The following is a 21,157-nucleotide window of genomic DNA, read 5'->3' as shown; positions in this document are numbered from 1 at the left end:
CCTGGGAACCCAGGGGGCCGAAGCTTTGTCGGTTGAGCGGCGCACGAGTCGCGCATCACAGGCAATTTGGTTGTGCGCAACTTAATTGCCCACTACCGTTCAGTGGTGGAGGTGGTGACCGATGACCGATATCGATGAGCTCGCACTCGACAACCAGGTGTGCTTCGCGCTGTACTCCGCGTCGCGGGCGATGATCCGTCTGTATCGGCCGCTGTTGGATGCGCTCGGCCTGACCTATCCGCAGTACCTGGTGATGCTGGTGCTGTGGGAGCGCGGTGAGGTGAGCGTCAAGGAACTCGGCGCGGCGCTGGAACTGGATTCCGGCACGCTCTCGCCGCTGCTCAAACGGCTCGAATCCACCGGGATGGTGCGTCGCAGGCGCGCCGCGGGCGATGAGCGCTCGGTGCTGGTCGAGGCCACGCCCGAGGGCCGGGCGCTGCGCGAACGCGCCAAGGCCGTGCCCCGCCGGATCGGCTGTGCGACCGGCCTGGATGCCTCCGAACTCGCCGGATTCCGGGCGCAATTGCGCGCGGTCACCGCATTCATCGACAACCAGCAACTGGTGCTGGACAACCCCGAGGAGAACGCATGACGACCCTGTACACCGCCGAAGCCACCGCGACCGGCGCAGGCCGCGGCGGACACGTCCGCTCCACCGACGCCGCGCTTGACCTCGATCTGAGCATCCCGAAGGAACTCGGTGGCGCGGGCGGCACGGGCACCAATCCCGAGCAGTTGTTCGCGGCCGGATTCGCGGCCTGCTTCCACAGTGCGTTGCAGGTGGTGGCGCGCCGGGAGAAGGTCGCCCTCGACGGCACCTCGGTCACCGGCGCGGTCGGCATCGGCCCGGACGGCGCGGGCTACGGACTCACGGTGGCGTTGACCGTCGATCTGCCGGGCATCGAGCGCGCGCAGGGTGAGGCACTCATCGCGGCCGCCCATCAGGTGTGCCCGTACTCCAACGCCACTCGCGGCAATATCGACGTCCAGCTCACGCTGGCCTGATCGAGCGGCGGTGTCGGCGGCCGAACGCCGCTGCGCCTCCGGGCTCGGCGAGGGCCGTCAGGGCGAGTCGGACGCACCAGCCCGTCAGGGAACGCGAGGCGGGGTGCGATCAGGCGGCCGAGACCGCCGGATCGGCGGCCGGAGCATCGACGCGTTCCCTGGTCCGCAGCGACGCCCACAGTGCGGCGGTGGCGGCGGTGCAGGCCGCCGCACCGCCCACATGCAGCACGACGAGCGCGGCGGGCACATCGGTGAAGTACTGCACCACACCGATGAGCCCCTGCGCGAGCACCAGGCCGAGCAGCACCCACATCCGGGTCCGCACCGGTTTCGGTGCCCCGATCGCCAGCAGCCCGAAGGCCAGGCCGATGAGCAGGGCGAGATAGCCGACCAGCAGCTGCGAATGCAGATGCACCAGCGTCACGATCTCGACCTCGAGCCGTTCGACCGGGCGGTCGATGCTCTTATCGCCCGCATGCGGGCCCGCGGCGGTGACGAGGGTGCCCGCGATGAGGGTGCCCGCGAGGGCGACGCCACTCAGCACCGTCAGCCAGCGCAGGGGAGCGGGTGCGCGGACGGTCTCCACGCCCTCGTCCGGCTCGCTGATCTTGGCGTACATGACCACCGCGAGCCACACCATCACCATCGACGCCAGCAGATGCACCGCGACGGTCCACCAGAGCAGACCGGTGCGCACCGTGATACCGCCGATGATGGCCTGAACGACCGTGCCGCCGGGCATCAGCCATGCGTAGATCAGCACTTCGCGCCTGCGTCGTGCTCTGGTCACCGCGAGCACGATGAGCGCGGCGAACAGCGTCACCACGAAGGTGAGCAGCCGGTTGCCGAACTCGACGGTCTGGTGCAGGACCGGCACCTCGGACACACCCACCGGAGTGAAGCTGCCGGGGAAACATTGCGGCCAGGTGGGGCAGCCGAGGCCGGAGGCGGTGACGCGCACGATCGCGCCGGTCACCGAGATGCCTGCCTGCGAGGCGATCACCCCGGCGGCGATCAGCAGCTGGCCGCGCTGGGACAGCAGCGGCAGGCGGTCGACGAGACGCAGGAACGCGCGATACAGCACGTCACGATGGTAGCGGCACCGCTGAGGCGGCCCGCAGGCGGACTACTACAAGCCGTCGTTTGATCGTGGCCGGGAACCCGAGCGGTTCGCCGCAGCCGGTGCCGACGCCGACCCTCTCAGTGGAAGCGGAAGAACCGGGTGGCCAGGAAACCGCAGATCAGACCCCATGCCACGAGTACGGCGACGCCGAACCAGTCGATGCTGTCGCGCAGCGCGTCCTCCAACGCCACCGCCATCGCACCCGAGGGAATCAACCGCGCCAGCACGCTCACCGCGGTCGGCAGGTCGTCGGAGGCGAACACCACGGTGGCCACGCCGAGCATGACGAACCACAGCACATTCGCCAGCGCCAGCACCACTTCTGCCTTGAGCGTGCCGCCCAGCAGCAGACCCATCGTGGCGAAGGTAGCCGTGCCGAGCGCGATCACCACCGCGCCGAGCAGCAGCCCCGCCGGTTCCGGCCGCCAGCCGAGGGCGGCGCCGATCAGGCCGAGCAGCACCGCCTGCAACACCACCACGATCAGCACCGCGGCGCTCTTACCGGCGACGATGCCCCATTTCGGCAGCGCGGTCGCCCCGATCCGTTTGAGGGCGCCGTAGCGGCGGTCGAAACCGACCGCGATCGCCTGCCCGGTGAACGCCGTCGACATCACCGCGACCATCATCACCGCGGGCACGATCTGATCGACCCGATCGGTGCCGAGATCGCCGAACGGCAGCAGAGTGAGCCCGATCAGCAGGGTGATCGGAATCAGCATGGTGAGCAGCAGTTGCTCACCGTTGCGCAGCAACAGGATCAGCTCGAGCCGGGTCTGCGCGGCCAGCATGGTGGCGCGCTTGTTCGGGCGCGGCGCGGGCGTGAAGGTGCCCGCGGGGAAGCGGTTGGTGCTGAGATCGGGTTTGGTCATCCGCGCAGATCCCGTCCGGTGAGTTCCAGGAAGACGTCCTCGAGGCGGCGTTGATCGATGCGGATATCGGTGGCCAGCACATTCACCCGGGCGCACCACGCCGTCACCGTTGCCAGTACCTGCGGATCGATCTCACCCTCCACCAGGTAGCAGCCGGGGCTCGTCTCGCGCGGCGAGAAGCCTTCCGGCAGGGCGGTTTTCAGCAGTTCCAGATCGAGCTTCGGTGGCGCGGTGAAGCGCAGCTGGCCGGCCGCGCCGTGTGCGGTCACCTCGGCGGGCGTGCCCGCGGCGACGATGCGGCCGTGGTCGATGATCACCAGTTGATCGGCCAGCTCTTCGGCCTCGTCCATCATGTGCGTGGTGAGCACGATGGTGACGCCGTCGCGGCGCAGCGCATCGATCAACTCCCACACCATGATCCGGGCCTGGGCGTCCAGGCCCGCGGTGGGTTCGTCGAGGAACACGATCTCCGGGCGGCCCACCAGCGCGCAGGCCAGCGACAGCCGCTGCTGCTGACCGCCGGACAACCGGCGGTAGGGGGTGCGGCGGTTGTCGTCGAGGCCGAGGGTGCGCAGCAACCACTCGGGGTCGAGCGGGTCGGCGGAGTAGGAGGCGACCAGGTCGAGCATTTCCCCGGCCTTGGCGCCGGGATAGGCGCCGCCGCCCTGCAACATCACGCCGATGCGCGGGCGCAGCCGGTCGGAGTCGGCGATCGGATCGAGGCCGAGCACACGGACGGTGCCTGCGTCGGGGGTGACGAAACCCTCGCACATCTCGACAGTGGTGGTCTTGCCCGCGCCGTTGGGCCCGAGGAGCGCGAGTACCTGGGCGCGTTCGACGTCGAATCCGACCCCGTCGACCGCCGTGGTCTCGCCGTAGCGCTTGACGACGCCGTCGACGCGCACGGCGGGTCCGGAGGCTTCGGTCACGATCTCACACCGTAAGCCGTGGCCGGCTGTGACCGGGCAGACACCCCTGTCTGGGCCCGCCACGGCAGCGCGTTGCGCGTCACCACGATGAACAGCACGCACACGATGGTGGTGGCGATGGCCGCGCCGACGATCTGGAAAACCTCCATATCCGCCCCGCGCGGCATCTGCAGCACGCTGACCACCGCCGACAGCGCTACCGCAGGCACGCGGAAGATGGGCCGGGTGGCCCACGCGGCCAGCGGCACGATCGCCCACAGCAGATACCACGGCTGCACCACCGGGAACAGCAGCACGATCGCACCCATCGAGACCCCGAGCGCGCCGACCGGATGCAGCCGGCCGGTGCCGGTCGCCACCAGCATGCGCACGGTGACGAATCCGGCGGCCACCGCGGCGATCGGGCGGGTGATGCTCAGCAGGGCGGTGGTGTGGTCGCCGAGCCCGAGCAGCACTCCGCCGAACCCGGTGATGATGCCGAGCGCGGTGGGCAGCGACATCCAGCTGCGCACCGCGTTGGCCACGCTCAAGGTCTGCGTCCAGCCGAATCCGAGCCCGCTGGCGAGGCTGACGAACAGTGTGGTCGCCAGGGCTATCACGCCGAGAAGCGCGGCGGCGGTGACCAGCTGCCTGAACCCGCCGCCCCACCGTCTGGCCAGCGCCATCCCGACGAACCCGAGCGCTATCAGGGAGGTGATCTTCACCGACGACGACAGCGAAATGACCACGGCGCCGGCGATGAGCAGGGCATAGGCCCGCCGGTCGAACGGATGGGTGTCCTCGATGGCGCGCAGGGTCAGTTCGACGCCGGCCAGCATCAACCCGAGCATCAGCGCATCGTTGTGCACACCGCCGACCAGATGGAACAGCACCAGCGGGTTCGCGGCGCCCAGCCACAGCGCGCTCACCGGCGCCACACCGCAGCGCACCGACAGCCGCGGCAGCGCCCATACGATCAACGCGACACCGGCCAGCGCGAGCAGGCGATGCACCCAGACTCCGGCGATGATGTTGTCGCCGGTGACGGTGGCGATACCGCGGCCCATCCACAGGAACAGCGGACCGTACGGGGCGGGGGTGTCGCGCCAGATCGTCGGCACATTGTTGGTGAGGACGTTATCGATGCCGAGGCCGGCGACCGGTCCTTCCTTATAGGGATCGATACCGCGGGCGGCGATCTCGCTCTGCGCGAGATAGGAGTAGACGTCGTTGCTGAACAGGGGAGGCGCGACGCTGAGCGGGATGATCCACAGCAGCAGGGTGCGATCCATCTGCGAGCGGGTGAGCCGGTGGATGGGCGCGCCGCCGATGCCGCCGACGGCGAAGCGGCCGAGCAGCAGCCAGGCCAGTACCACGACGACGGTGCCGACCATGCACATGGCCAGCGAGCCGGTATGCGCGCGGGCGAAGATCCCGAGCACCCGAACTCCGGAGGTGGGATTCTGGTGCACCGGCTGGGCGCCGATGCCGAGCGCGCTGATGGCCATGAGGACGGTGCCGGTGGCGCCGAGCAGCCGGATCCGGTTCAGCTGCACCGTTTCCTTGCGGTCGAGACCGGGCACCTCGGATTCGTCACGGTGCAGCACCGCGATGGTGTGATCCGCCGCCGGTGCGTCCAGCCCCAGTGCCCGGCGCACCAGCGTCGATGTCTTGCGCCGCGCGCCTTCCAGTACCGCCACGAGAGGCAAGCGTAATGGGGCGAGCGTGGTTGTCTCCCGGCGACAGCCTGGGCGCATGGGCGAAGTGAACGCCACGGTGGCGGGGTGCTCCGGGACGCCGGTAGTGGCCGGGCCGCGGTGGCAAACCACCAGCATCCGGCGTTGTCCGGTGGGCGACCTCGGTGGCCGCGGTAGGTCCCGGCGATCTGCGCGGGGACCGAGCCACGTGCTCGTTGGCCGCCCAGAGGCAAGTGGCACCGGCCGGACCAGCGTTGCCGGGTGGTGATGATGTGCCGTTCCCCGGAACACGGGGGAGTGATTTGCTTCACCTTTCGGCGTCGGCCAGTGCGGCATGACCTGCGGGTTCGCCGCGAAACCGGAGGTGAGGCGGCTGTGGCCGGCGGTCCTGGCCGAATGCCGACGTCCGAGGTCAGGGGACCCTTATTAGATTTCGGGAACGAATTCCGCCACACTGATGTTGTGAAAACCGTGGGTTTGCCGAACGCCGATGAAAGGGCTGGTCACCGGGCCGGTACCGCATCGAGTGCTGCGCCCGCGACGTCCGGTGAAGGTCATACCCGCGCGGCCATCGTCCAGCTGCTGCTGGAAGAGGGCCCGATCACCGCGACCGCGATCAGCGCCAGGCTCGGGCTCACTCCCGCCGGCGTGCGCCGCCACCTCGACGCGCTCATCGACTCGGGTCAGGCCCGTGCGAGCCGGTCGGCGCCGTGGCAGCAGAAGGGCCGCGGCCGTCCCGCCAAGCAGTACCAGCTCACCGCCGCCGGGCGCGGCCGTCTCGGCCACGCCTACGACGATCTGGCCGGCGCCGCGATCCGCCAGCTCGGCGAGATCGGCGGCGAGAAGGCCATCACCGAGTTCGCCCGCAAACGGGCCAGGACTATCGTGTCGGGGATCGATCCGGTGCGCGAGCACACTCAGGCCGATACCGAGGCCAAGGCCGAGGAGATCGCCGAGGCGTTCACCGACGCGGGCTTCGCCGCGACCACCCGCAAGGTGGGCACGGGCGTGCAGATCTGCCAGCATCACTGCCCGGTCTCGCACGTGGCCGAGGAGTTCCCGCAGCTGTGCCAGGCCGAGCTCGAGGCGTTCCGGGAACTGCTCGGTACGCACGTGCAGCGGTTGGCCACCATCGCCAACGGCGATTGCGCCTGCACGACGCACGTGCCGCTGCTGGTGCTCACCCCCGGCCAGGCGGACCACGAACCGGCCACCGAACCGAATACAGCCTCTCCATCAGCCGTTGCACAGCCCGCAACGGAAGCAACGATCGACTCCGGAAGGAGTGCCGAATGACGACGACCACCGACCAGGTGCAACCGCTCACCCAGGAAGAGACCATCGCTTCGCTGGGCAAATACGGTTACGGCTGGGCCGATTCGGATGTGGCCGGTGCCAGCGCGCAACGAGGCCTGTCCGAGGCTGTCGTCCGCGACATCTCGGCCAAGAAGAACGAGCAGCCCTGGATGCTCGAGCAGCGGCTCAAGGCGCTGCGCATCTTCGATCGCAAGCCCATGCCGAACTGGGGTTCCAACCTCGACGGCATCGACTTCGACAACATCAAGTACTTCGTGCGCTCCTCGGAGAAGCAGGCCGAGACCTGGGAAGACCTGCCCGAGGACATCAAGAACACCTACGACAAGCTCGGCATCCCGGAAGCGGAGAAGCAGCGCCTGGTCGCCGGTGTCGCCGCGCAGTACGAGTCCGAGGTCGTCTACCACTCCATCCGTGAGGATCTGGAGAAGCAGGGCGTCATCTTCCTCGACACCGACACCGGCCTGCGCGAGCACCCGGAGATCTTCGAGCAGTACTTCGGCTCGGTGATCCCCGCCGGTGACAACAAGTTCTCCGCGCTGAACACCGCGGTGTGGTCGGGTGGCTCGTTCATCTACGTGCCGCCGGGCGTGCACGTCGACATTCCGCTGCAGGCCTACTTCCGGATCAACACCGAGAACATGGGCCAGTTCGAGCGGACCCTGATCATCGTCGACGAGGGCGCCTACGTGCACTACGTCGAGGGCTGCACCGCGCCGATCTACAAGTCCGACTCGCTGCACTCGGCGGTCGTGGAGATCATCGTGAAGAAGGGCGGCCGCTGCCGCTACACCACCATCCAGAACTGGTCCAACAACGTCTACAACCTGGTCACCAAGCGGGCCAAGGCCGAGGCGGGCGCGACCATGGAATGGATCGACGGCAATATCGGCTCCAAGGTCACCATGAAGTACCCGGCGGTCTGGATGACCGGCGAGCACGCCAAGGGTGAGGTGCTCTCGGTCGCCTTCGCCGGCGAGGGCCAGCACCAGGACACCGGCGCGAAGATGCTGCACCTGGCGCCGCACACCTCCTCGACCATCGTGTCGAAGTCGGTGGCGCGCGGTGGCGGCCGGGCCTCCTACCGCGGCCTGGTCCAGGTCAACAAGGGCGCGCACGGCTCCAAGTCGACGGTGAAGTGCGATGCGCTGCTGGTCGACACGATCAGCCGTTCCGACACCTACCCCTACGTCGACATCCGCGAGGACGACGTGACCATGGGCCACGAGGCCACGGTCTCCAAGGTCTCCGAGGATCAGCTGTTCTACCTGATGAGCCGCGGTCTGGCCGAGGACGAGGCGATGGCCATGGTGGTGCGTGGGTTCGTCGAGCCCATCGCCAAGGAACTGCCGATGGAATACGCGTTGGAACTGAACCGGCTCATCGAGCTGCAGATGGAAGGAGCCGTCGGCTGATGGCAACTGGTGTGGTGGGTGCGGTCGAGGGCGAGAACCCCAAGACCGTGCCGATTCAGAACCCGGGAGCTACGGCCGCGGTCAACAAGGGCGAGGTCTTCACCTCCTACGACGTCAACGCCTTCGAGATCCCCTCGGGCCGCGACGAGGAGTGGCGATTCACGCCGCTGCGCCGGCTGCGCGGACTGCACGACGGCACCGCGGTGCGTGACGGCGCCGCCACGATCGAGGTCGGCTCGGTCGAGGGCGTGCGCGTGGAAACCGTCGGACGCGACGATGCGCGCCTCGGGCAGGCCGGTGTGCCCGCCGATCGGGTCGCGGCGCAGGCCTACTCGGGGTTCGACGAGGCGACCGTGGTGTCGGTCGGCGCGGAGACCGAGGTCGCCGAACCCGTCGTCGTCACCGTGACCGGCCCGGGGGAGGGCAAGACCGCCTACGGGCATCTGCAGATCCGGCTGGATCCCTTCGCCGTCGCCACGGTGGTCATCGACCAGCGCGGCAGCGGAACCTATGCCGAGAACGTGGAATTCGTGCTCGCCGACAGCGCCAAGCTGACCGTCGTCGCGGTGCAGGACTGGGCCGACGACGCCGTCAACGCGACCGCGCACCACGCCGAGCTGGGTCGCGACGCGACGCTGCGGCACATCGCGGTCACCCTCGGCGGCGATCTCGTCCGGCTCACCGGCACCGTGAAATACGACGGACCCGGCGGTGACGCCGAACTGCTCGGCCTCTACTTCGCCGACGCCGGCCAGCACTTCGAACAGCGGCTGCTGGTGGATCACTCGCAGCCCAACTGCAAATCGAACGTGCTGTACAAGGGCGCGCTGCAGGGCGACCCGGATTCGCCCAAGGGCGATGCCAGGACGGTCTGGGTCGGCGATGTGCTGATCCGCGCGGCCGCCGAAGGCACCGACACCTTCGAAGTCAACCGCAACCTGGTGCTCACCGACGGCGCCCGCGCCGACTCGGTGCCCAACCTGGAGATCGAGACCGGCGAGATCGCCGGCGCCGGCCACGCCAGCGCCACCGGCCGTTTCGACGACGAGCAGCTGTTCTACCTGCGCGCTCGCGGCATCCCCGAGGATGTCGCCCGCCGTCTGGTGGTGCGCGGCTTCTTCCACGAGATCATCCAGAAGATCGCGGTCCCCGAGGTCCGGGAGCGGCTCGAGGCGGCCATCGAGGCCGAACTCGCCGCGATCGGCGCCTGATACCAGCCCCCGAACTTTCGTAAAGGAACTCCATGACCACCCTGGAAATCAAGGACCTGCACGCCGAGGTCGCCAACCCCGACGAGACCGGCGAGCCCATCAAAATCCTCAAGGGCGTGAACCTCACCGTGCGCTCCGGTGAGACCCACGCCATCATGGGGCCCAACGGTTCCGGCAAGTCCACGCTGTCCTACGCGATCGCCGGCCATCCCAAGTACACGGTGACCTCCGGCTCGATCACCCTCGACGGTGAAGACGTGCTGGAGATGTCGGTCGACGAGCGCGCGCGGGCGGGCCTGTTCCTGGCCATGCAGTATCCCGTCGAGGTGCCGGGCGTCTCGATGTCGAACTTCCTGCGCACCGCCGCCACCGCTGTGCGCGGTGAGGCCCCGAAGCTGCGGCACTGGGTCAAGGAGGTGAAGGAGTCGATGAGCGAGCTCGAGATCGACGCCGCCTTCGCCGACCGCAGCGTCAACGAGGGCTTCTCCGGCGGTGAGAAGAAGCGCCACGAGATCTTGCAGCTGGGCCTGCTCAAGCCGAAGATCGCGATCCTGGACGAGACCGACTCCGGCCTCGACGTCGACGCGCTGCGCATCGTGTCCGAGGGCGTGAATCGCTACAAGGAGCGCGAGAACGGCGGCGTGCTGCTGATCACGCACTACACCCGCATCCTGCGCTACATCCAGCCGGAGTTCGTGCACGTGTTCGTCGGCGGTCGCATCGTCGCCGAGGGCGGCGCCGAACTGGCCGAGGAACTCGACGCCAACGGCTACGTCCGCTTCACTCAGTCCGCCACCGCTGGAGCCTGATATGACCGCTACGGTCCGCACCCTCGACGTGGCCCGGGTCCGGGCCGACTTCCCGATCCTGAACCGCACGGTCCGGGACGGGAAACCGTTGGTGTACCTGGACTCCGGCGCCACCTCGCAGCGCCCGCTCGCGGTGCTCGACGCCGAACGCGCCTACATCATGGAGAGCAATTCCGCGGTGCATCGCGGCGCGCATCAGCTCTCCGAAGAGGCCACCGACGCCTATGAGGCCGCGCGGGCCGATATCGCGCGGTTCGTCGGCGTCGACGCGGGCGAGATCGTGTTCACCAAGAACGCGACCGAATCGCTGAACCTGGTGACCAACGCCTTCGGCGACGACCGCTTCCCGTACCACGTGGGCCCTGGCGACGAGATCGTCATCACCGAGCTCGAACACCACGCGAATCTGGTGCCGTGGCAGGAGCTGTCGCGCCGGACCGGGGCGACGCTGAAGTGGTACGGCGTCACCGAGGACGGGCGCATCGATCTCGATTCGCTGGAACTGACCCCGGCGACCAAGGTCGTGGCCTTCACCCATCAGTCCAACGTGACCGGTGCGATCGCGCCCGTCGCCGAACTGGTGCGCCGCGCGCGTGCCGTCGGCGCCCTCGTCGTGCTCGACGCCTGCCAGTCGGTGCCGCATATGCCGGTCGACTTCCGGGAGCTCGACGTCGATTTCGCCGCGTTCTCCGGGCACAAGATGCTCGGCCCGTCCGGCGTCGGTGTGCTGTTCGGCAAGCGGGCCCTGCTCGAGGAGACCCCGCCCTTCCTCACCGGCGGTTCGATGATCGAGACCGTCACCATGGAGCGCAGCACCTACGCGCCGCCGCCGCAGCGGTTCGAGGCCGGTGTGCCGATGACCTCGCAGGTGATCGGCCTGGCCGCGGCCGTGCGGTACCTGGACGCCATCGGCATGGAAGCCGTCGCCGCGCATGAGCACACCCTCGTCGACGCCGCGCTCGCCGGGCTGGGCGAGATCGACGGCGTGCGGATCATCGGCCCCACCGAGAACGTCGACCGCGGTGGCGCGGTGGCGTTCCTGGTCGACGGTGTGCACGCCCACGATGTCGGCCAGATCCTCGACGATCAGGGTGTGGCGATCCGGGTGGGCCACCACTGCGCGTGGCCGCTGCACCGCCGGTTCGGCATCGCGGCCACCGCGCGGGCCTCGTTCGCGGTCTACAACACCGTCGACGAGGTCGAGCAACTGGTCGCCGCCGTGCGGAAGGCGCAGAGCTTCTTCGGGGTTGGATAAGTCATGCGCATGGAGCAGATGTACCAGGAAGTGATCCTGGATCACTACAAACACCCGCACCACCGCGGGCTGCGGGAGCCGTTCGGTGCCGAGGTGCACCACGTCAACCCGACCTGCGGCGACGAGGTGACCCTGCGCGTCCAGCTGGACGACAACGGCGACGTCGCCGATGTGTCCTACGAGGGGCAGGGCTGTTCGATCAGCCAGGCCGCCACCTCGATCCTCACCGATCAGGTGATCGGGCTGCCGGTGCAGCAGGCGCTGAAGGTGGTCGACTCCTACAACGAGATGATCTCCAGCCGCGGCACCGTCGAGGGCGATGAGGACATGATCGGCGACGGCATCGCCTTGGCGGGCGTCGCCAAGTACCCGGCGCGGGTCAAATGCGCGCTGCTCGGCTGGATGGCGTTCAAGGACGCGGTGGTCCGCATCACCTCCGCCGAGGATGCCAAGCGGACAATGGGCAGTGATCCGTCCACGAATGGGGAAACGTCATGAGTGAAACAGAGACCACCGAAGCCGCCGCCCCGGCCGAGCTGTCGGCCGAGGAGATCAAGCACCTCGAGGACATCGAGGAGGCGATGCGTGACGTCGTCGACCCCGAACTCGGCATCAATGTCGTCGACCTCGGGCTGGTCTACGGCATGCAGGTGGATCAGGACAATGTCGCCACCCTCGACATGACCCTCACCTCCGCCGCCTGCCCGCTGACCGACGTCATCGAGGATCAGTCCCGCAATGCGCTGGTGCGCAGCGGCCTGGTCGAGGACCTGAAGATCAACTGGGTCTGGATGCCGCCGTGGGGTCCGGACAAGATCACCGACGACGGCCGCGAGCAGTTGCGCGCGCTCGGGTTCACCGTCTAGCCGCACCCCGATACGTTCTCCCGTGACCACCGTGCTCGAGCACGGTGGTCACGGTCGTCTCAGGACTCGGTGGGCCCCCACGCGGTGGCGGCTTCGCACGGGCGTGGTCGCCGGAGCGGGTGACCCGCTGCCCGGCCCGGCGCGATCGGCCGGTCGACGCCGCCGCGAGTAGCCGGATGGCCGGGACGCCGGCGGCGTGATCAGCCCGTGCGCAACCAGCGCACCAGGGAGTCGTTCAACGCCGGGTGATCGAAGTAGCCGAAATGGTCGACCGCCGCGCTGGCGTCGACGGCGAGATGGTCGGCGACCGGCAGGGGATGGGTGCCGTCGAGGGCGAGCGCGCCTGCCGTCGGCACCACCAGATCGTTGTCGGCGCGGCCGAAGACCAGGTCTACCCCGCCGTCGCCTGCGATGCGCAGCAGTGACGAGCCCGCGGGTGGTTCATAATTCGCGCCCGCGGTGAAATAGCGCGCGGTGGTGGGATGGCGGCCGGTGAGCTGTTCGGTCAGGAACTGTGCGCTCGGATTCATCGCCATGAGTCCGTCGAGACCTTCCGCGACACCCGCCGCGATCTGCTTCACCAGCGCCAGCACGATATCGAGGGCATCGGTGACGCCGTTGTCTGGCGCCAGCTGCAACAGCGAAGTGAACCGGTTGAGCAGCTGTTCGTGCTTGCCGACGTCGGCCAGTGCGGTGCCCGCGTTCGGGGTGCCGACCAGCACCGCCCGGCCCACCGTCAGGGTGTCGGCTACCTCGGCCAGATCCGGCCGCTCGGTCAGCACCCGCCCCACCAGCCCGCCGCGCGAATGGCAGACGATATCGACGTCCAATCGGGTGCCGCGCTGTCGCAGATACTCGGCGAGCCAGCGGATGTTGTCGACCGGCGTGCGCGAGACCGTCGGATGATCGAAGGCGAGGACCCGGCCTTCGTAGGCGGCGTGCAGTTCCCGCATCGTCGCCACCGGTAGTTCGCCGAAGGCGCCGTGCGTCGAACTGAAGGTGCCGTGCAGCAACAACAACGCCCGGCCGGTACCCATCTGCGCCAGCGCCTCGGCGCTCAGCTCGGGGGCGGGCGCGCGGTAATCGTCCGGGCCTGCCGCCCGCAGCCGGTGCGGATGCCGCCTGTTCTCGACGAATTCGGCGAACCGCGCACCCACCCAGCCCGCGCCCTCGCGCACCAACGGGAAGACCAGCACCTTCAAGATCTTGGTGCCGATCGCGCCGGTCAACCCGCGATGCGCACCGGGCGCTGCCGTCGGCCCCACCACCGGGCGTGGGATCCGGTAGGTCAGCACGCCCGGCGCCGCCTGCGGGAAATGCCAGGTGATGGCGCCGTCCTCGGAGGCGTACAGCACCACCTGCCGCCACCCCGGCCCTGGATCGTCGACTTCCATGACGATATCGTCCGGTCCGCCCGCCGCCCGGGTACCCACCGCGTCGGTGCGTTCCCGCGGATCGAGGATCTCGACGGTGAGATCCTCCTCGATCTCGTTGAGCGCCAACGCCGTCACCAGCGCGTCCGTGGTCTGCTCGGCCCCGCGCGTCCCGGAACCGGCCGCCTCGTGCACGGTGGCCCGCCCCGTCAGGCCGGGCGTGCGCAAGGTGACCCGCCGGTGCACCTGGACCGCGCGGCCGTCCTCATCGAGCAGGAACTCTTCGGGCATGCGCCGTTACCTTTCCGGTGATCTGTTCCGCCGCAGTGTAAGTCGTGGATGACCGAAGGCCAGGTAGCCCAGATGAGTCGGGGTGATCCGGTGGGGATCGGCCGCCACCCGGTCGCGGGTGTATTCGGCGCGGGCGCGCCGCAGCAGCTCGGCCACCGGAACGGGCGGATCGGCGAAGGCGCCGTCGTAGAAGCGGGCCGCCAGCTCGGCGGCGACGGTGTCGTCGATGGTCCACAGAGGTGCGACGACACCGATCGCGCCGGTGCGCAACAGTGCGGTCGCGAATCCGGCGTAGCTGCCGAGAATCGACTGGCCCGCGCCGACCGAACAGGCGTTGAGGTAGATGAATGGGGTGGTGCTGGTATTGCGCAGCCCGCGCACGGCGAGGGCGGTGAGGAAGGACGCGGTGAACCCGTCGCCGCGTGGCTCCAGCAGCACCAGACCGTCTTCTTGGACGGCAACGTCGAACGTGCCGTGCAATGCGACATGCAGCAGATCGACGGGCACCCGGCCTTCGAGGCAGTCGATCACCTGCTCACGCATCGGCGGCAGCGCCGTGACCGGCCCGTACTTCTCGCGGAACCGCACGGCCTCGGCGACCGCGGCGGGCAGCGGAGGGAAGTTCCTGACGCCGTCGTAGTCGGCGGTGAGCACGGCTTGGGCGAATACCGGATGCTCCCGGCACGGGCTCGGCGCCGGCCCTTCCGGCGAAAACGGCCAGCGCGACATGGCCAGATGTGCGCCGAGAAACGGGGCGAGCCCCGCGTACGCGGTGTGCAGTGGAGGGTCGAGCACTGCCAGCTCCCAGGGCACGAACGACTCCTCGGTCAGCCACAGCACCGCAGGCGCTCCGGTCCGGTCGCGTACCAGTTCGCGCAGCGCCGAGCGGATACCGCTGGGCAGCGCCGAGGCCACCAGATCGCCGTAACCCTTCAGGTTGTCGAAGATCGCGACTCCGCGAAACGCCTCGGCCTTGACCAGTCGGCGCGTGTAGGTCGCGAAATCCCGTGCGCTGTGGTCGATACGGCTGCGCCGCTGCGCGTCCGGGATGGCCAGATGTCCGCCGAGGGCATAGGCATCCCAGAGGTAGGTGTCCGGTTCGTCGGCCCGGACGACCACGACAACGAGATCGGGCGGCGCCTCGTCCAGTAGCGAACCGAGGTCGAGCAGCTGACGGGCCGGCGGCGGTGGCGGTGGTGTGGTGGCCAGCCGGCTCGCATTCGGCGCGACGACGAGGACGCGCGAAGCGAGCCCGATGATCCGTCCTTGTTTGCGGAGGATCAGCCGCAGGGTGCGTTCGCCGGTCAGCGACGGATCGGTCAGCGCACGCATGGTGAACGTGTGCCGCGGATACGGATCCGCGAGCGTCACCCGCACAGTGGTATGCGGATCACCGGCGACGACCAGCGATTTCGGGTCGACCAGCAGTTCGATCTCGATCTCGAACTCCGGGTCCGAGGAGTACACGTGCATCTGGCCGGACACCATGGTGGCCATATCGAAGGTCTCCGACAGGCCGACGGTCACCTGGAACGGTTCGTGCGCCACGACGACATCGGGAGCTTCCAGTCGTGGATAGCAGGCGTAGGCCCAGATCGCCTCGTCCGGTTCGCGGTCCGCCGGTGCTGCCTCGTCGTCGGTCGACTGCGTCATCCGCCGCAAACGTTCGGCGGTTTCGCGGGTGTCATCGGACTCGGCAGGCCCGAGCTGGACTGCCTCCCCGAGCCGGGGGCGGCCGGGCACTCCCGGTGCCGCACTGTCGTCCCGCGCCTGTTGTCCGTGCGGCCGGACGAGATCGCGGAGCCTGCGCCGGCGCCGCTTCTTATCGGATCCGTAGGGCGGGGGAGCCGGACGCGGCGCCGAACCCTGGTAGCCCCCGCCCTGCGGGGGCTGCGTGTTCGGTGGGGGCGCCGCGTCGTAGTAGCTGCCCGGGTGTCCGGAAATGGCGCGTACCAGTGCGTTCCGGAACGGCCGATGCATCCGCGCCGTTGCTTCGAGGACCTCGCGCGCGGCGATGCGAGTCGCTTCGGAAGGTTCAGCGCCGGACCTGGTTTCCCGCATCAGCTGGTCGATGGCCGCGTTGCTGCCGAGATCGGTCATGACGAGCTCTCCGACCAAGGTCGATGCGGTGTCGAGCGCCCGGCCACTCAATGCGCCCACCTGTAGCTTGCTGCGCGCCCGCCGGCCCACCGCGTACGCGATCAGCAGGTCGACCACGAGATCGAAATCCACGGGGATCCCTCCTGTCGTGTCTCCTGCCTCGCCGCCGCGCACAGCAGATATGTGTCCGTCGAAGTCTTCCAGAAACGCGCGGCCGTCCAAAGAACCCCGGTGACATCCCCGCGAACGTGCGTTGCGGCGGATCCGCACCCGACGAGGGCGGACCGACCGGGCGGTCCGATAACCCTGCCTACGCCGCTGACGTGCGATAACGGGATACCCTCCGCCGCAACGGATCGCGTTCTGTGAGTCCGCCTTGCCAGTTCGGCGGAGAGTTCGCGGCATTGCTGCTAGGGTGGGCGAGTCGTCGGGTTCCGGGCTGTCGGGCCGGTGCGTTCCGTTGGCTCGGCGGTCGATCGAAGTGCTTGTCCGGCGGTTGCTTTCGGGCAGCCGTCGGGGGTGTTCGATGCTCTGCCGGGTGCCCGACGCGAAACCTCATCCGGCCAGGGGTGCAGTCATGGTCGGGCGTCACGAGGAAGGCGAAACGAAGCGCTGTGGCAGCAGGCTGTGGCATCTTGTGGCGCTCCCTCGAGCCCCGTCAACGAGAGAGCTGATGAATCTGAATATCGCCGTGCTGGTTCCGTGGATCTTGGCTCCTGCTCTCGTCCTCGCGGTGGCCTGGTACGCGGTGCGGGCGGTACGGGAGCAGAAGACCCGCGCCGACGCGCTGGAGCGAGACCTCGGCATCCGCGAAGAGATCCTGGAGCGGTTCGCCACCACCACGCTGCCGTCGCTGACGGAATCCGTGCGCAGGCATGAGCAGCCCGCGAGCATCGTCGAAGTCCCCGAGGGTCTGGAGGATTCGCGATTCGCGCAGGTCATGCGCTGGGTATCGGAACGCATCGCCGAGGACATGCGCGGGATCCAGACCGAGACCAGGGAGAACGCGGTTCGTGAGGCCGAGGAGCAGACCCATCGCGCCATCACCGCGGCCGAGGCGAGCGTGCGCGCCGAAGAGGCCGCCAGGCGCGAGAAGGCCGAAACGGCCGCTCGTGAGGCCACCAGCGCCGCGGTGCGCTCGTTCGGCACCTCGGTGGTCAGCCTCGGCGCCGACGTGAGCCAGGTGGTCAGTGCCGCGCTGCGGGAACACCGCGACGACGACGTCTACGAAACCCTCATCCGCATCGACCACACCGTGCAGCAGATGATCCGCCAGGCGCAGTCCTATGTGATCGTCTGTGGCGGTCTGCCCGGCCGCCGCTGGCCCGCCCAGTCGCTGACCGACGTGGTCGGCGGCGCGATCGGCCGCGTGCGCGACTTCCTGCGGGTGCGTTCGGGTCAGCTGGACCGGGTGGTGATCAGCCGTTCGGTGGAGCCGCTGGTGCACACCCTCGCCGCGCTGATCGACAACGCGCTGCGCTACTCCCCGCCCACCTCCTACGTCGATGTGAGCTTCCAGGAAGGCCATCACGGCGTCACCGTGATCGTCGACGACGCGGGCGTGCGGATGAACGCCGAGCAGATGGAGGAGGCCAGGCAGGTGCTCGCGCACGAGCGCTCGGTCGACATCCACCAGCTCGGACCCGCCCCCAAGGTGGGCTTCCCCGGTATCGCGGCACTGGCCCGCCGGTACGGCTTCACCGTCTACATCGATGGGCCCAACGCCTACGGCGGCATGCGCGCGATGGTGTACATCCCGGAATCGTTGCTGGTCAGCCCGCGGGCCCCGCAGGCAGGCGAGGCCGCGCCGGTCGCTGCGGGCCCGTCGTCGGCGCCTGCGGCGCTGCCCTCGGGGCCGGCAGCCGCTGTGCTGCACGGCGAATCGGCACCGGCGGGCGCCCGGGTCAGGGAATCCGCGCCGCTGGCCGCCGTCACCAGCATGCCCGCCGCCACTACCGGGCAGTCGACCGCCGTACGTTCGACCACTCTCGGATCGGCCGCGGGGAGCGGCGCGTCCGAGTCGCCGATGCGTTCCACGTTGACGGGGGGCAATGCGATGACCGGGCTGTCCGACCTTCCGGACACCGACGACCGGCCCACGATGACCGACGTCACCACGGGTGGTCTGCCCAAGCGCCGCCGCCGCGCCGTCGCGGTGGTGCCACCGGTCGCTTCGCACGGTTCGAGCACCGAACCGGGCAAGCCCCGGCCCGAGATCGCCGCCGCTTGGCAGAGCGGCTCCAAGAGCGGCCGCGCCGCCGCAACCGACGACACCGAAGGGATGACATCCTGATGGGCTCACCGAGAACTGTTGTCACCGACAGCACCAACAAGCTCGGCTGGTTACTCGAGGACCTCGAGATTCCTGGCGTCCGCTTCGCGGTCCTGCTGTCCGACGACGGGCTGCGGATCGCGCACTCCAGCGGAGTCGCCAAGGACGACGCCGAGCGTTTCGCCGCGGCGGCGTCGGGTCTGCGTTCGCTCGGCAAGGCGCTCGGTGAGTTCTGCGGCGGCACCGGTAACGGCGTGCGGCAGAACATGACCGAGTACGACCAGGGGATGATCCTCATCACCGCGGCCGGCGAGGGCGCCCTGCTGGGAGTTTCCACCACCACCGACATCGACGTGGGCCTCATCGCGCACCGGATGAACGAGCTGGCCGAGCGCGTCGGCCACGAACTCGGCAGCCAGCCGCGCGGGAGCGTTGACGGCGGCGAAATGTCATGAGCGGGCCGCGGCGTGATCCCGACCTGGTCCGCGCCTACGTGCGGACCAGGGGACGCTCGCGTCCGACGCGTGAATTGGACCTGGTCACCCTCGTCGTCGCCGTGCAGAAGCCGGGGCCGGGAACGAGCCCCGACGCGCGGCGAGTGGCCGACGTCTGTGCCCGTGGTGCGCTGTCGATCGCCGAGATAGCCGCCTACCTGGACCTGCCGCCCTCGGTGGTCAAGATTCTCGCCGCCGACCTCCTCGACACCGAACACCTCGCCATACCCACACCGGCCGAATCACTGCCGGAGATAGCTTTGCTCCAGGAGGTTCTCAATGGGCTCCGTGCTCTCCCGGCCTGACCGCACCGTCGACTATGTGCCGGAGACCGTGACCCGATCGGTGAAACTGCTCGTCGCCGGGAATTTCGGCGTCGGCAAGACCACCTTCGTCAGCAGTGTTTCCGAGATCAAGCCGCTTCGCACGGAGGAAACCATCACCCAGGCCAGCGTCGGCATCGACGATATGGCCGGTCTGCCCGGCAAAGTGCAGACCACGGTGGCGATGGATTTCGGGCGCATCACGCTCAATCCCGAACTGGCGCTGTACCTGTTCGGCACGCCGGGGCAGCAGCGGTTCGTGCCGTTGTGGGAGGAGCTGGCCCGTGGTGCGCTCGGCGCGCTGGTCCTGGTCGACACCCGCCGGATCGAGAAGTCCGACGAGGTGTTGTCCGTCCTCGAGGAACGCGGTGTGCCGTACGCGGTGGGCGTCAACGAGTTCGAAGGCGCGAACCGCTTTCCGCTGTCCGAGATCCGGGACGCGCTCGACCTCACCCCGGACACGCCGTTGACCGCTCTGGACGCACGTGACCGAGGCACATGCCTGCGCTCGTTGATCATGCTCGTCGAATTCCTGTTCCATCGACTGGAGTCTCGTCTTTGACAACCCATAACCCCGTCACCGCAGCGCGCGCACCGTTGAGCGGTTGCCCTGTCGCGCACGGATCCCCGATCGATTCCGACGGCCCCCGGGTGTCGCTGTACACCGAGGAGTTCTCCGACGATCCGCACCGCGCCTACCGGGAAATGCGCAAGCGTTTCGGTTCGCTGGTGCCGATCGATCTGGCTCCCGATGTGCCCGCGACCTTGGTGATCGGCTATCAGGAGGCGGTGCGGATCCTCAACGATCCCGATCACTTCCCGGCCGACCCGCGCACCTGGCAGACGAGTATTCCGCCGGACTCGCCGGTCAAGCCGATGATGGAGTGGTATCCGAACGCGCTGCGCAACAGCGGAACGGCACACGCTCGGTACCGGGAGGCCTACGTCGCGGGGATCGACAAGATCGATCTGAACGCGCTGAACGCGACGGTCGAGAAGATCGCGATCCCGTTGATCAACACCTTCTGCGAAAAGGGCTCGGCCGACCTCGTCACCGATTACGCGTTTCCGCTGGTGTTCGAGGTGCTGAACCGGATGGTCGGCTGCTCACCGGAATTGGGTCAGCGGGTGGCCACCGGTATGGCCGCGCTGTTCGACACCGTCAACGCCGAATGGGGGATGAACTACCTCAGCGAGGCGCTGATGGAACTCATCCAGCTCAAGCGGTCGCAGCCCGGCGACGACGTCACCTCGGTGCTGGTATCGCATCCGGCGAACCTGGACGACGAGGAGCTGCTGTCGAATCTGATCAGCTTCTACGGCGCCGGCCTCGAACCGCAGCAGAACCTGATCCTCAACACCCTGCTGCTGATGCTCACCGACGACCGCTTCGGCGGCGACATGCTCGGCGGCAGTCTGTCGACTCGCGACGCGCTCGACGAGGTGTTGTTCAACGACCCGCCGATGGCGAATTTCTGCACCACCTACCCGCGCCAGCCGATCCTGATCGACAACGCGTGGCTGCCCGCGCATCAGCCGGTGCTGATCAGCCTGGCCGGCTGCAATACCGATCCGGCGATCCGCGGCGGCGAGCTGGCGGGCAATCGTTCGCATCTGGCGTGGAGCATCGGACCGCATGCCTGCCCCGCGCAGTCGGTGGCGCTGGTGGTGGTGCAGGAGGCCATCGACCAGCTGCTCGACGCGCTGCCGGAGATGCGGCTCGCCGAACCGCCGGAGGAATTGTCGTGGCGCCCAGGGCCTTTCCACCGGGCGCTGACGGCACTGCCCGTTGTCTTCCCTGAATCCCCACCGTTGAACATAGGGTAAGGATT

Annotated in this window: 20 protein-coding genes; 14 read left to right on the top strand and 6 right to left on the bottom strand. The window is 68.6% G+C overall.

The features are described from left to right. Positions 1–121: 121 nt before the first annotated feature. Complete coding sequence (locus GV790_RS21945; RefSeq protein ID WP_163815540.1) at positions 122–592, top strand: MarR family winged helix-turn-helix transcriptional regulator; 471 nt, start codon at positions 122–124, stop codon at positions 590–592. Continuing rightward, a complete protein-coding gene (locus tag GV790_RS21940) occupies positions 589–1,005 on the top strand; it encodes an organic hydroperoxide resistance protein (protein WP_163815537.1) in 417 nt (138 codons plus the stop codon). Before GV790_RS21945 ends, GV790_RS21940 begins: the two co-directional genes overlap by 4 nt. A gap of 109 nt (positions 1,006–1,114) precedes the next feature. On the opposite strand, the gene GV790_RS21935 is transcribed toward GV790_RS21940, so the two are convergent. The 4 genes from GV790_RS21935 to mptB form a co-directional block, all read right to left on the bottom strand. Then, positions 1,115–2,089, bottom strand: a complete 975-nt coding sequence (locus tag GV790_RS21935) for a COX15/CtaA family protein (RefSeq protein WP_163815535.1) — start codon at positions 2,087–2,089, stop codon at positions 1,115–1,117. A 116-nt stretch (positions 2,090–2,205) separates the two neighbouring features. Further along, positions 2,206–2,997 (bottom strand): ABC transporter permease, encoded by a 792-nt coding sequence (locus GV790_RS21930; protein ID WP_163815533.1) that lies wholly within the window; start codon positions 2,995–2,997, stop codon positions 2,206–2,208. Further along, complete coding sequence (locus tag GV790_RS21925) at positions 2,994–3,926, bottom strand: ABC transporter ATP-binding protein (RefSeq protein ID WP_163815531.1); 933 nt, start codon at positions 3,924–3,926, stop codon at positions 2,994–2,996. The genes GV790_RS21930 and GV790_RS21925 overlap by 4 nt, the downstream gene beginning before the upstream one ends. Continuing rightward, a complete protein-coding gene (gene mptB, locus GV790_RS21920; protein WP_178128209.1) occupies positions 3,923–5,662 on the bottom strand; it encodes a polyprenol phosphomannose-dependent alpha 1,6 mannosyltransferase MptB in 1,740 nt (579 codons plus the stop codon). Before mptB ends, GV790_RS21925 begins: the two co-directional genes overlap by 4 nt. 336 nt (positions 5,663–5,998) lie before the next feature. Here mptB and GV790_RS21915 point away from each other — a divergent pair, with 336 nt between their 5' ends. Genes GV790_RS21915 through GV790_RS21885 form a run of 7 tightly spaced genes read left to right on the top strand, consistent with a single transcriptional unit; the run spans position 5,999 to position 12,472 of the window. Continuing rightward, positions 5,999–6,898 (top strand): helix-turn-helix transcriptional regulator, encoded by a 900-nt coding sequence (locus GV790_RS21915; protein WP_175585971.1) that lies wholly within the window; start codon positions 5,999–6,001, stop codon positions 6,896–6,898. Next, entirely contained in the window at positions 6,895–8,331 is a 1,437-nt protein-coding gene (gene sufB / locus GV790_RS21910) for a Fe-S cluster assembly protein SufB (RefSeq protein WP_163815524.1), read from the top strand. The genes GV790_RS21915 and sufB overlap by 4 nt, the downstream gene beginning before the upstream one ends. After that, on the top strand, positions 8,331–9,542 hold the full coding sequence (sufD, locus tag GV790_RS21905) for a Fe-S cluster assembly protein SufD (RefSeq protein ID WP_163815522.1): 1,212 nt from the start codon (positions 8,331–8,333) through the stop codon (positions 9,540–9,542). Before sufB ends, sufD begins: the two co-directional genes overlap by 1 nt. A 32-nt stretch (positions 9,543–9,574) precedes the next feature. Then, the gene (gene sufC, locus GV790_RS21900) at positions 9,575–10,351 is read left to right on the top strand and encodes a Fe-S cluster assembly ATPase SufC (protein ID WP_036537750.1); all 777 of its coding nucleotides are present in this window, start codon (positions 9,575–9,577) and stop codon (positions 10,349–10,351) included. Between the two features lies 1 nt (position 10,352). Beyond that, complete coding sequence (locus GV790_RS21895) at positions 10,353–11,606, top strand: cysteine desulfurase (protein WP_163815520.1); 1,254 nt, start codon at positions 10,353–10,355, stop codon at positions 11,604–11,606. Between the two features lie 3 nt (positions 11,607–11,609). Continuing rightward, positions 11,610–12,104, top strand: a complete 495-nt coding sequence (gene sufU, locus GV790_RS21890) for a Fe-S cluster assembly sulfur transfer protein SufU (RefSeq protein WP_163815518.1) — start codon at positions 11,610–11,612, stop codon at positions 12,102–12,104. Beyond that, complete coding sequence (locus GV790_RS21885; RefSeq protein ID WP_014351642.1) at positions 12,101–12,472, top strand: metal-sulfur cluster assembly factor; 372 nt, start codon at positions 12,101–12,103, stop codon at positions 12,470–12,472. The genes sufU and GV790_RS21885 overlap by 4 nt, the downstream gene beginning before the upstream one ends. Before the next feature lie 200 nt (positions 12,473–12,672). Here the strand turns inward: GV790_RS21885 and GV790_RS21880 are convergent, their stop codons facing one another. Both GV790_RS21880 and GV790_RS31795 read right to left on the bottom strand, forming a co-directional pair. Further along, positions 12,673–14,136 (bottom strand): esterase/lipase family protein, encoded by a 1,464-nt coding sequence (locus tag GV790_RS21880; protein WP_163815516.1) that lies wholly within the window; start codon positions 14,134–14,136, stop codon positions 12,673–12,675. Positions 14,137–14,142: 6 nt separating this feature from the next. Beyond that, entirely contained in the window at positions 14,143–16,368 is a 2,226-nt protein-coding gene (locus GV790_RS31795; RefSeq protein WP_163815514.1) for a CHAT domain-containing protein, read from the bottom strand. 541 nt (positions 16,369–16,909) lie between these two features. On the opposite strand from GV790_RS31795, the gene GV790_RS21870 reads away from it, so the two are divergent. From GV790_RS21870 to GV790_RS21850, 5 genes are read left to right on the top strand one after another with little or no spacing between them, the layout of a single operon-like run. Further along, entirely contained in the window at positions 16,910–18,529 is a 1,620-nt protein-coding gene (locus GV790_RS21870) for an ATP-binding protein (protein ID WP_163815512.1), read from the top strand. Beyond that, entirely contained in the window at positions 18,529–18,963 is a 435-nt protein-coding gene (locus GV790_RS21865) for a roadblock/LC7 domain-containing protein (RefSeq protein ID WP_163815510.1), read from the top strand. Before GV790_RS21870 ends, GV790_RS21865 begins: the two co-directional genes overlap by 1 nt. Next, entirely contained in the window at positions 18,960–19,307 is a 348-nt protein-coding gene (locus GV790_RS21860; RefSeq protein WP_163815508.1) for a DUF742 domain-containing protein, read from the top strand. The genes GV790_RS21865 and GV790_RS21860 overlap by 4 nt, the downstream gene beginning before the upstream one ends. Further along, complete coding sequence (locus tag GV790_RS21855; RefSeq protein WP_163815506.1) at positions 19,282–19,887, top strand: GTP-binding protein; 606 nt, start codon at positions 19,282–19,284, stop codon at positions 19,885–19,887. The genes GV790_RS21860 and GV790_RS21855 overlap by 26 nt, the downstream gene beginning before the upstream one ends. After that, positions 19,884–21,152 (top strand): cytochrome P450, encoded by a 1,269-nt coding sequence (locus GV790_RS21850; protein WP_163815504.1) that lies wholly within the window; start codon positions 19,884–19,886, stop codon positions 21,150–21,152. Before GV790_RS21855 ends, GV790_RS21850 begins: the two co-directional genes overlap by 4 nt. Positions 21,153–21,157 lie beyond the last annotated feature (5 nt).

Source organism: Nocardia cyriacigeorgica, assembly GCF_010858045.1.
Lineage (GTDB): Bacteria > Actinomycetota > Actinomycetes > Mycobacteriales > Mycobacteriaceae > Nocardia > Nocardia cyriacigeorgica_E.
Note: the sequence above shows the minus strand (reverse complement) of the source record. Positions and strands in the feature narration are given on the sequence as shown.

Bases quoted from the DNA above. Each gene is read 5' to 3' on its own strand.
- GV790_RS21930 (WP_163815533.1), bottom strand. From the start codon at position 2,997: ATGACCAAACCCGATCTCAGCACCAACCGCTTCCCCGCGGGCACCTTC.
- GV790_RS21940 (WP_163815537.1), top strand. From the start codon at position 589: ATGACGACCCTGTACACCGCCGAAGCCACCGCGACCGGCGCAGGCCGC.
- sufU (WP_163815518.1), top strand. From the start codon at position 11,610: ATGCGCATGGAGCAGATGTACCAGGAAGTGATCCTGGATCACTACAAA.
- mptB (WP_178128209.1), bottom strand. From the start codon at position 5,662: ATGCGCCCAGGCTGTCGCCGGGAGACAACCACGCTCGCCCCATTACGC.
- GV790_RS21885 (WP_014351642.1), top strand. From the start codon at position 12,101: ATGAGTGAAACAGAGACCACCGAAGCCGCCGCCCCGGCCGAGCTGTCG.
- GV790_RS21855 (WP_163815506.1), top strand. From the start codon at position 19,282: ATGGGCTCCGTGCTCTCCCGGCCTGACCGCACCGTCGACTATGTGCCG.
- GV790_RS21870 (WP_163815512.1), top strand. From the start codon at position 16,910: ATGAATCTGAATATCGCCGTGCTGGTTCCGTGGATCTTGGCTCCTGCT.
- sufD (WP_163815522.1), top strand. From the start codon at position 8,331: ATGGCAACTGGTGTGGTGGGTGCGGTCGAGGGCGAGAACCCCAAGACC.
- sufC (WP_036537750.1), top strand. From the start codon at position 9,575: ATGACCACCCTGGAAATCAAGGACCTGCACGCCGAGGTCGCCAACCCC.
- GV790_RS21915 (WP_175585971.1), top strand. From the start codon at position 5,999: ATGCCGACGTCCGAGGTCAGGGGACCCTTATTAGATTTCGGGAACGAA.
- GV790_RS21895 (WP_163815520.1), top strand. From the start codon at position 10,353: ATGACCGCTACGGTCCGCACCCTCGACGTGGCCCGGGTCCGGGCCGAC.
- sufB (WP_163815524.1), top strand. From the start codon at position 6,895: ATGACGACGACCACCGACCAGGTGCAACCGCTCACCCAGGAAGAGACC.
- GV790_RS21880 (WP_163815516.1), bottom strand. From the start codon at position 14,136: ATGCCCGAAGAGTTCCTGCTCGATGAGGACGGCCGCGCGGTCCAGGTG.
- GV790_RS21865 (WP_163815510.1), top strand. From the start codon at position 18,529: ATGGGCTCACCGAGAACTGTTGTCACCGACAGCACCAACAAGCTCGGC.
- GV790_RS21945 (WP_163815540.1), top strand. From the start codon at position 122: ATGACCGATATCGATGAGCTCGCACTCGACAACCAGGTGTGCTTCGCG.
- GV790_RS21860 (WP_163815508.1), top strand. From the start codon at position 18,960: ATGAGCGGGCCGCGGCGTGATCCCGACCTGGTCCGCGCCTACGTGCGG.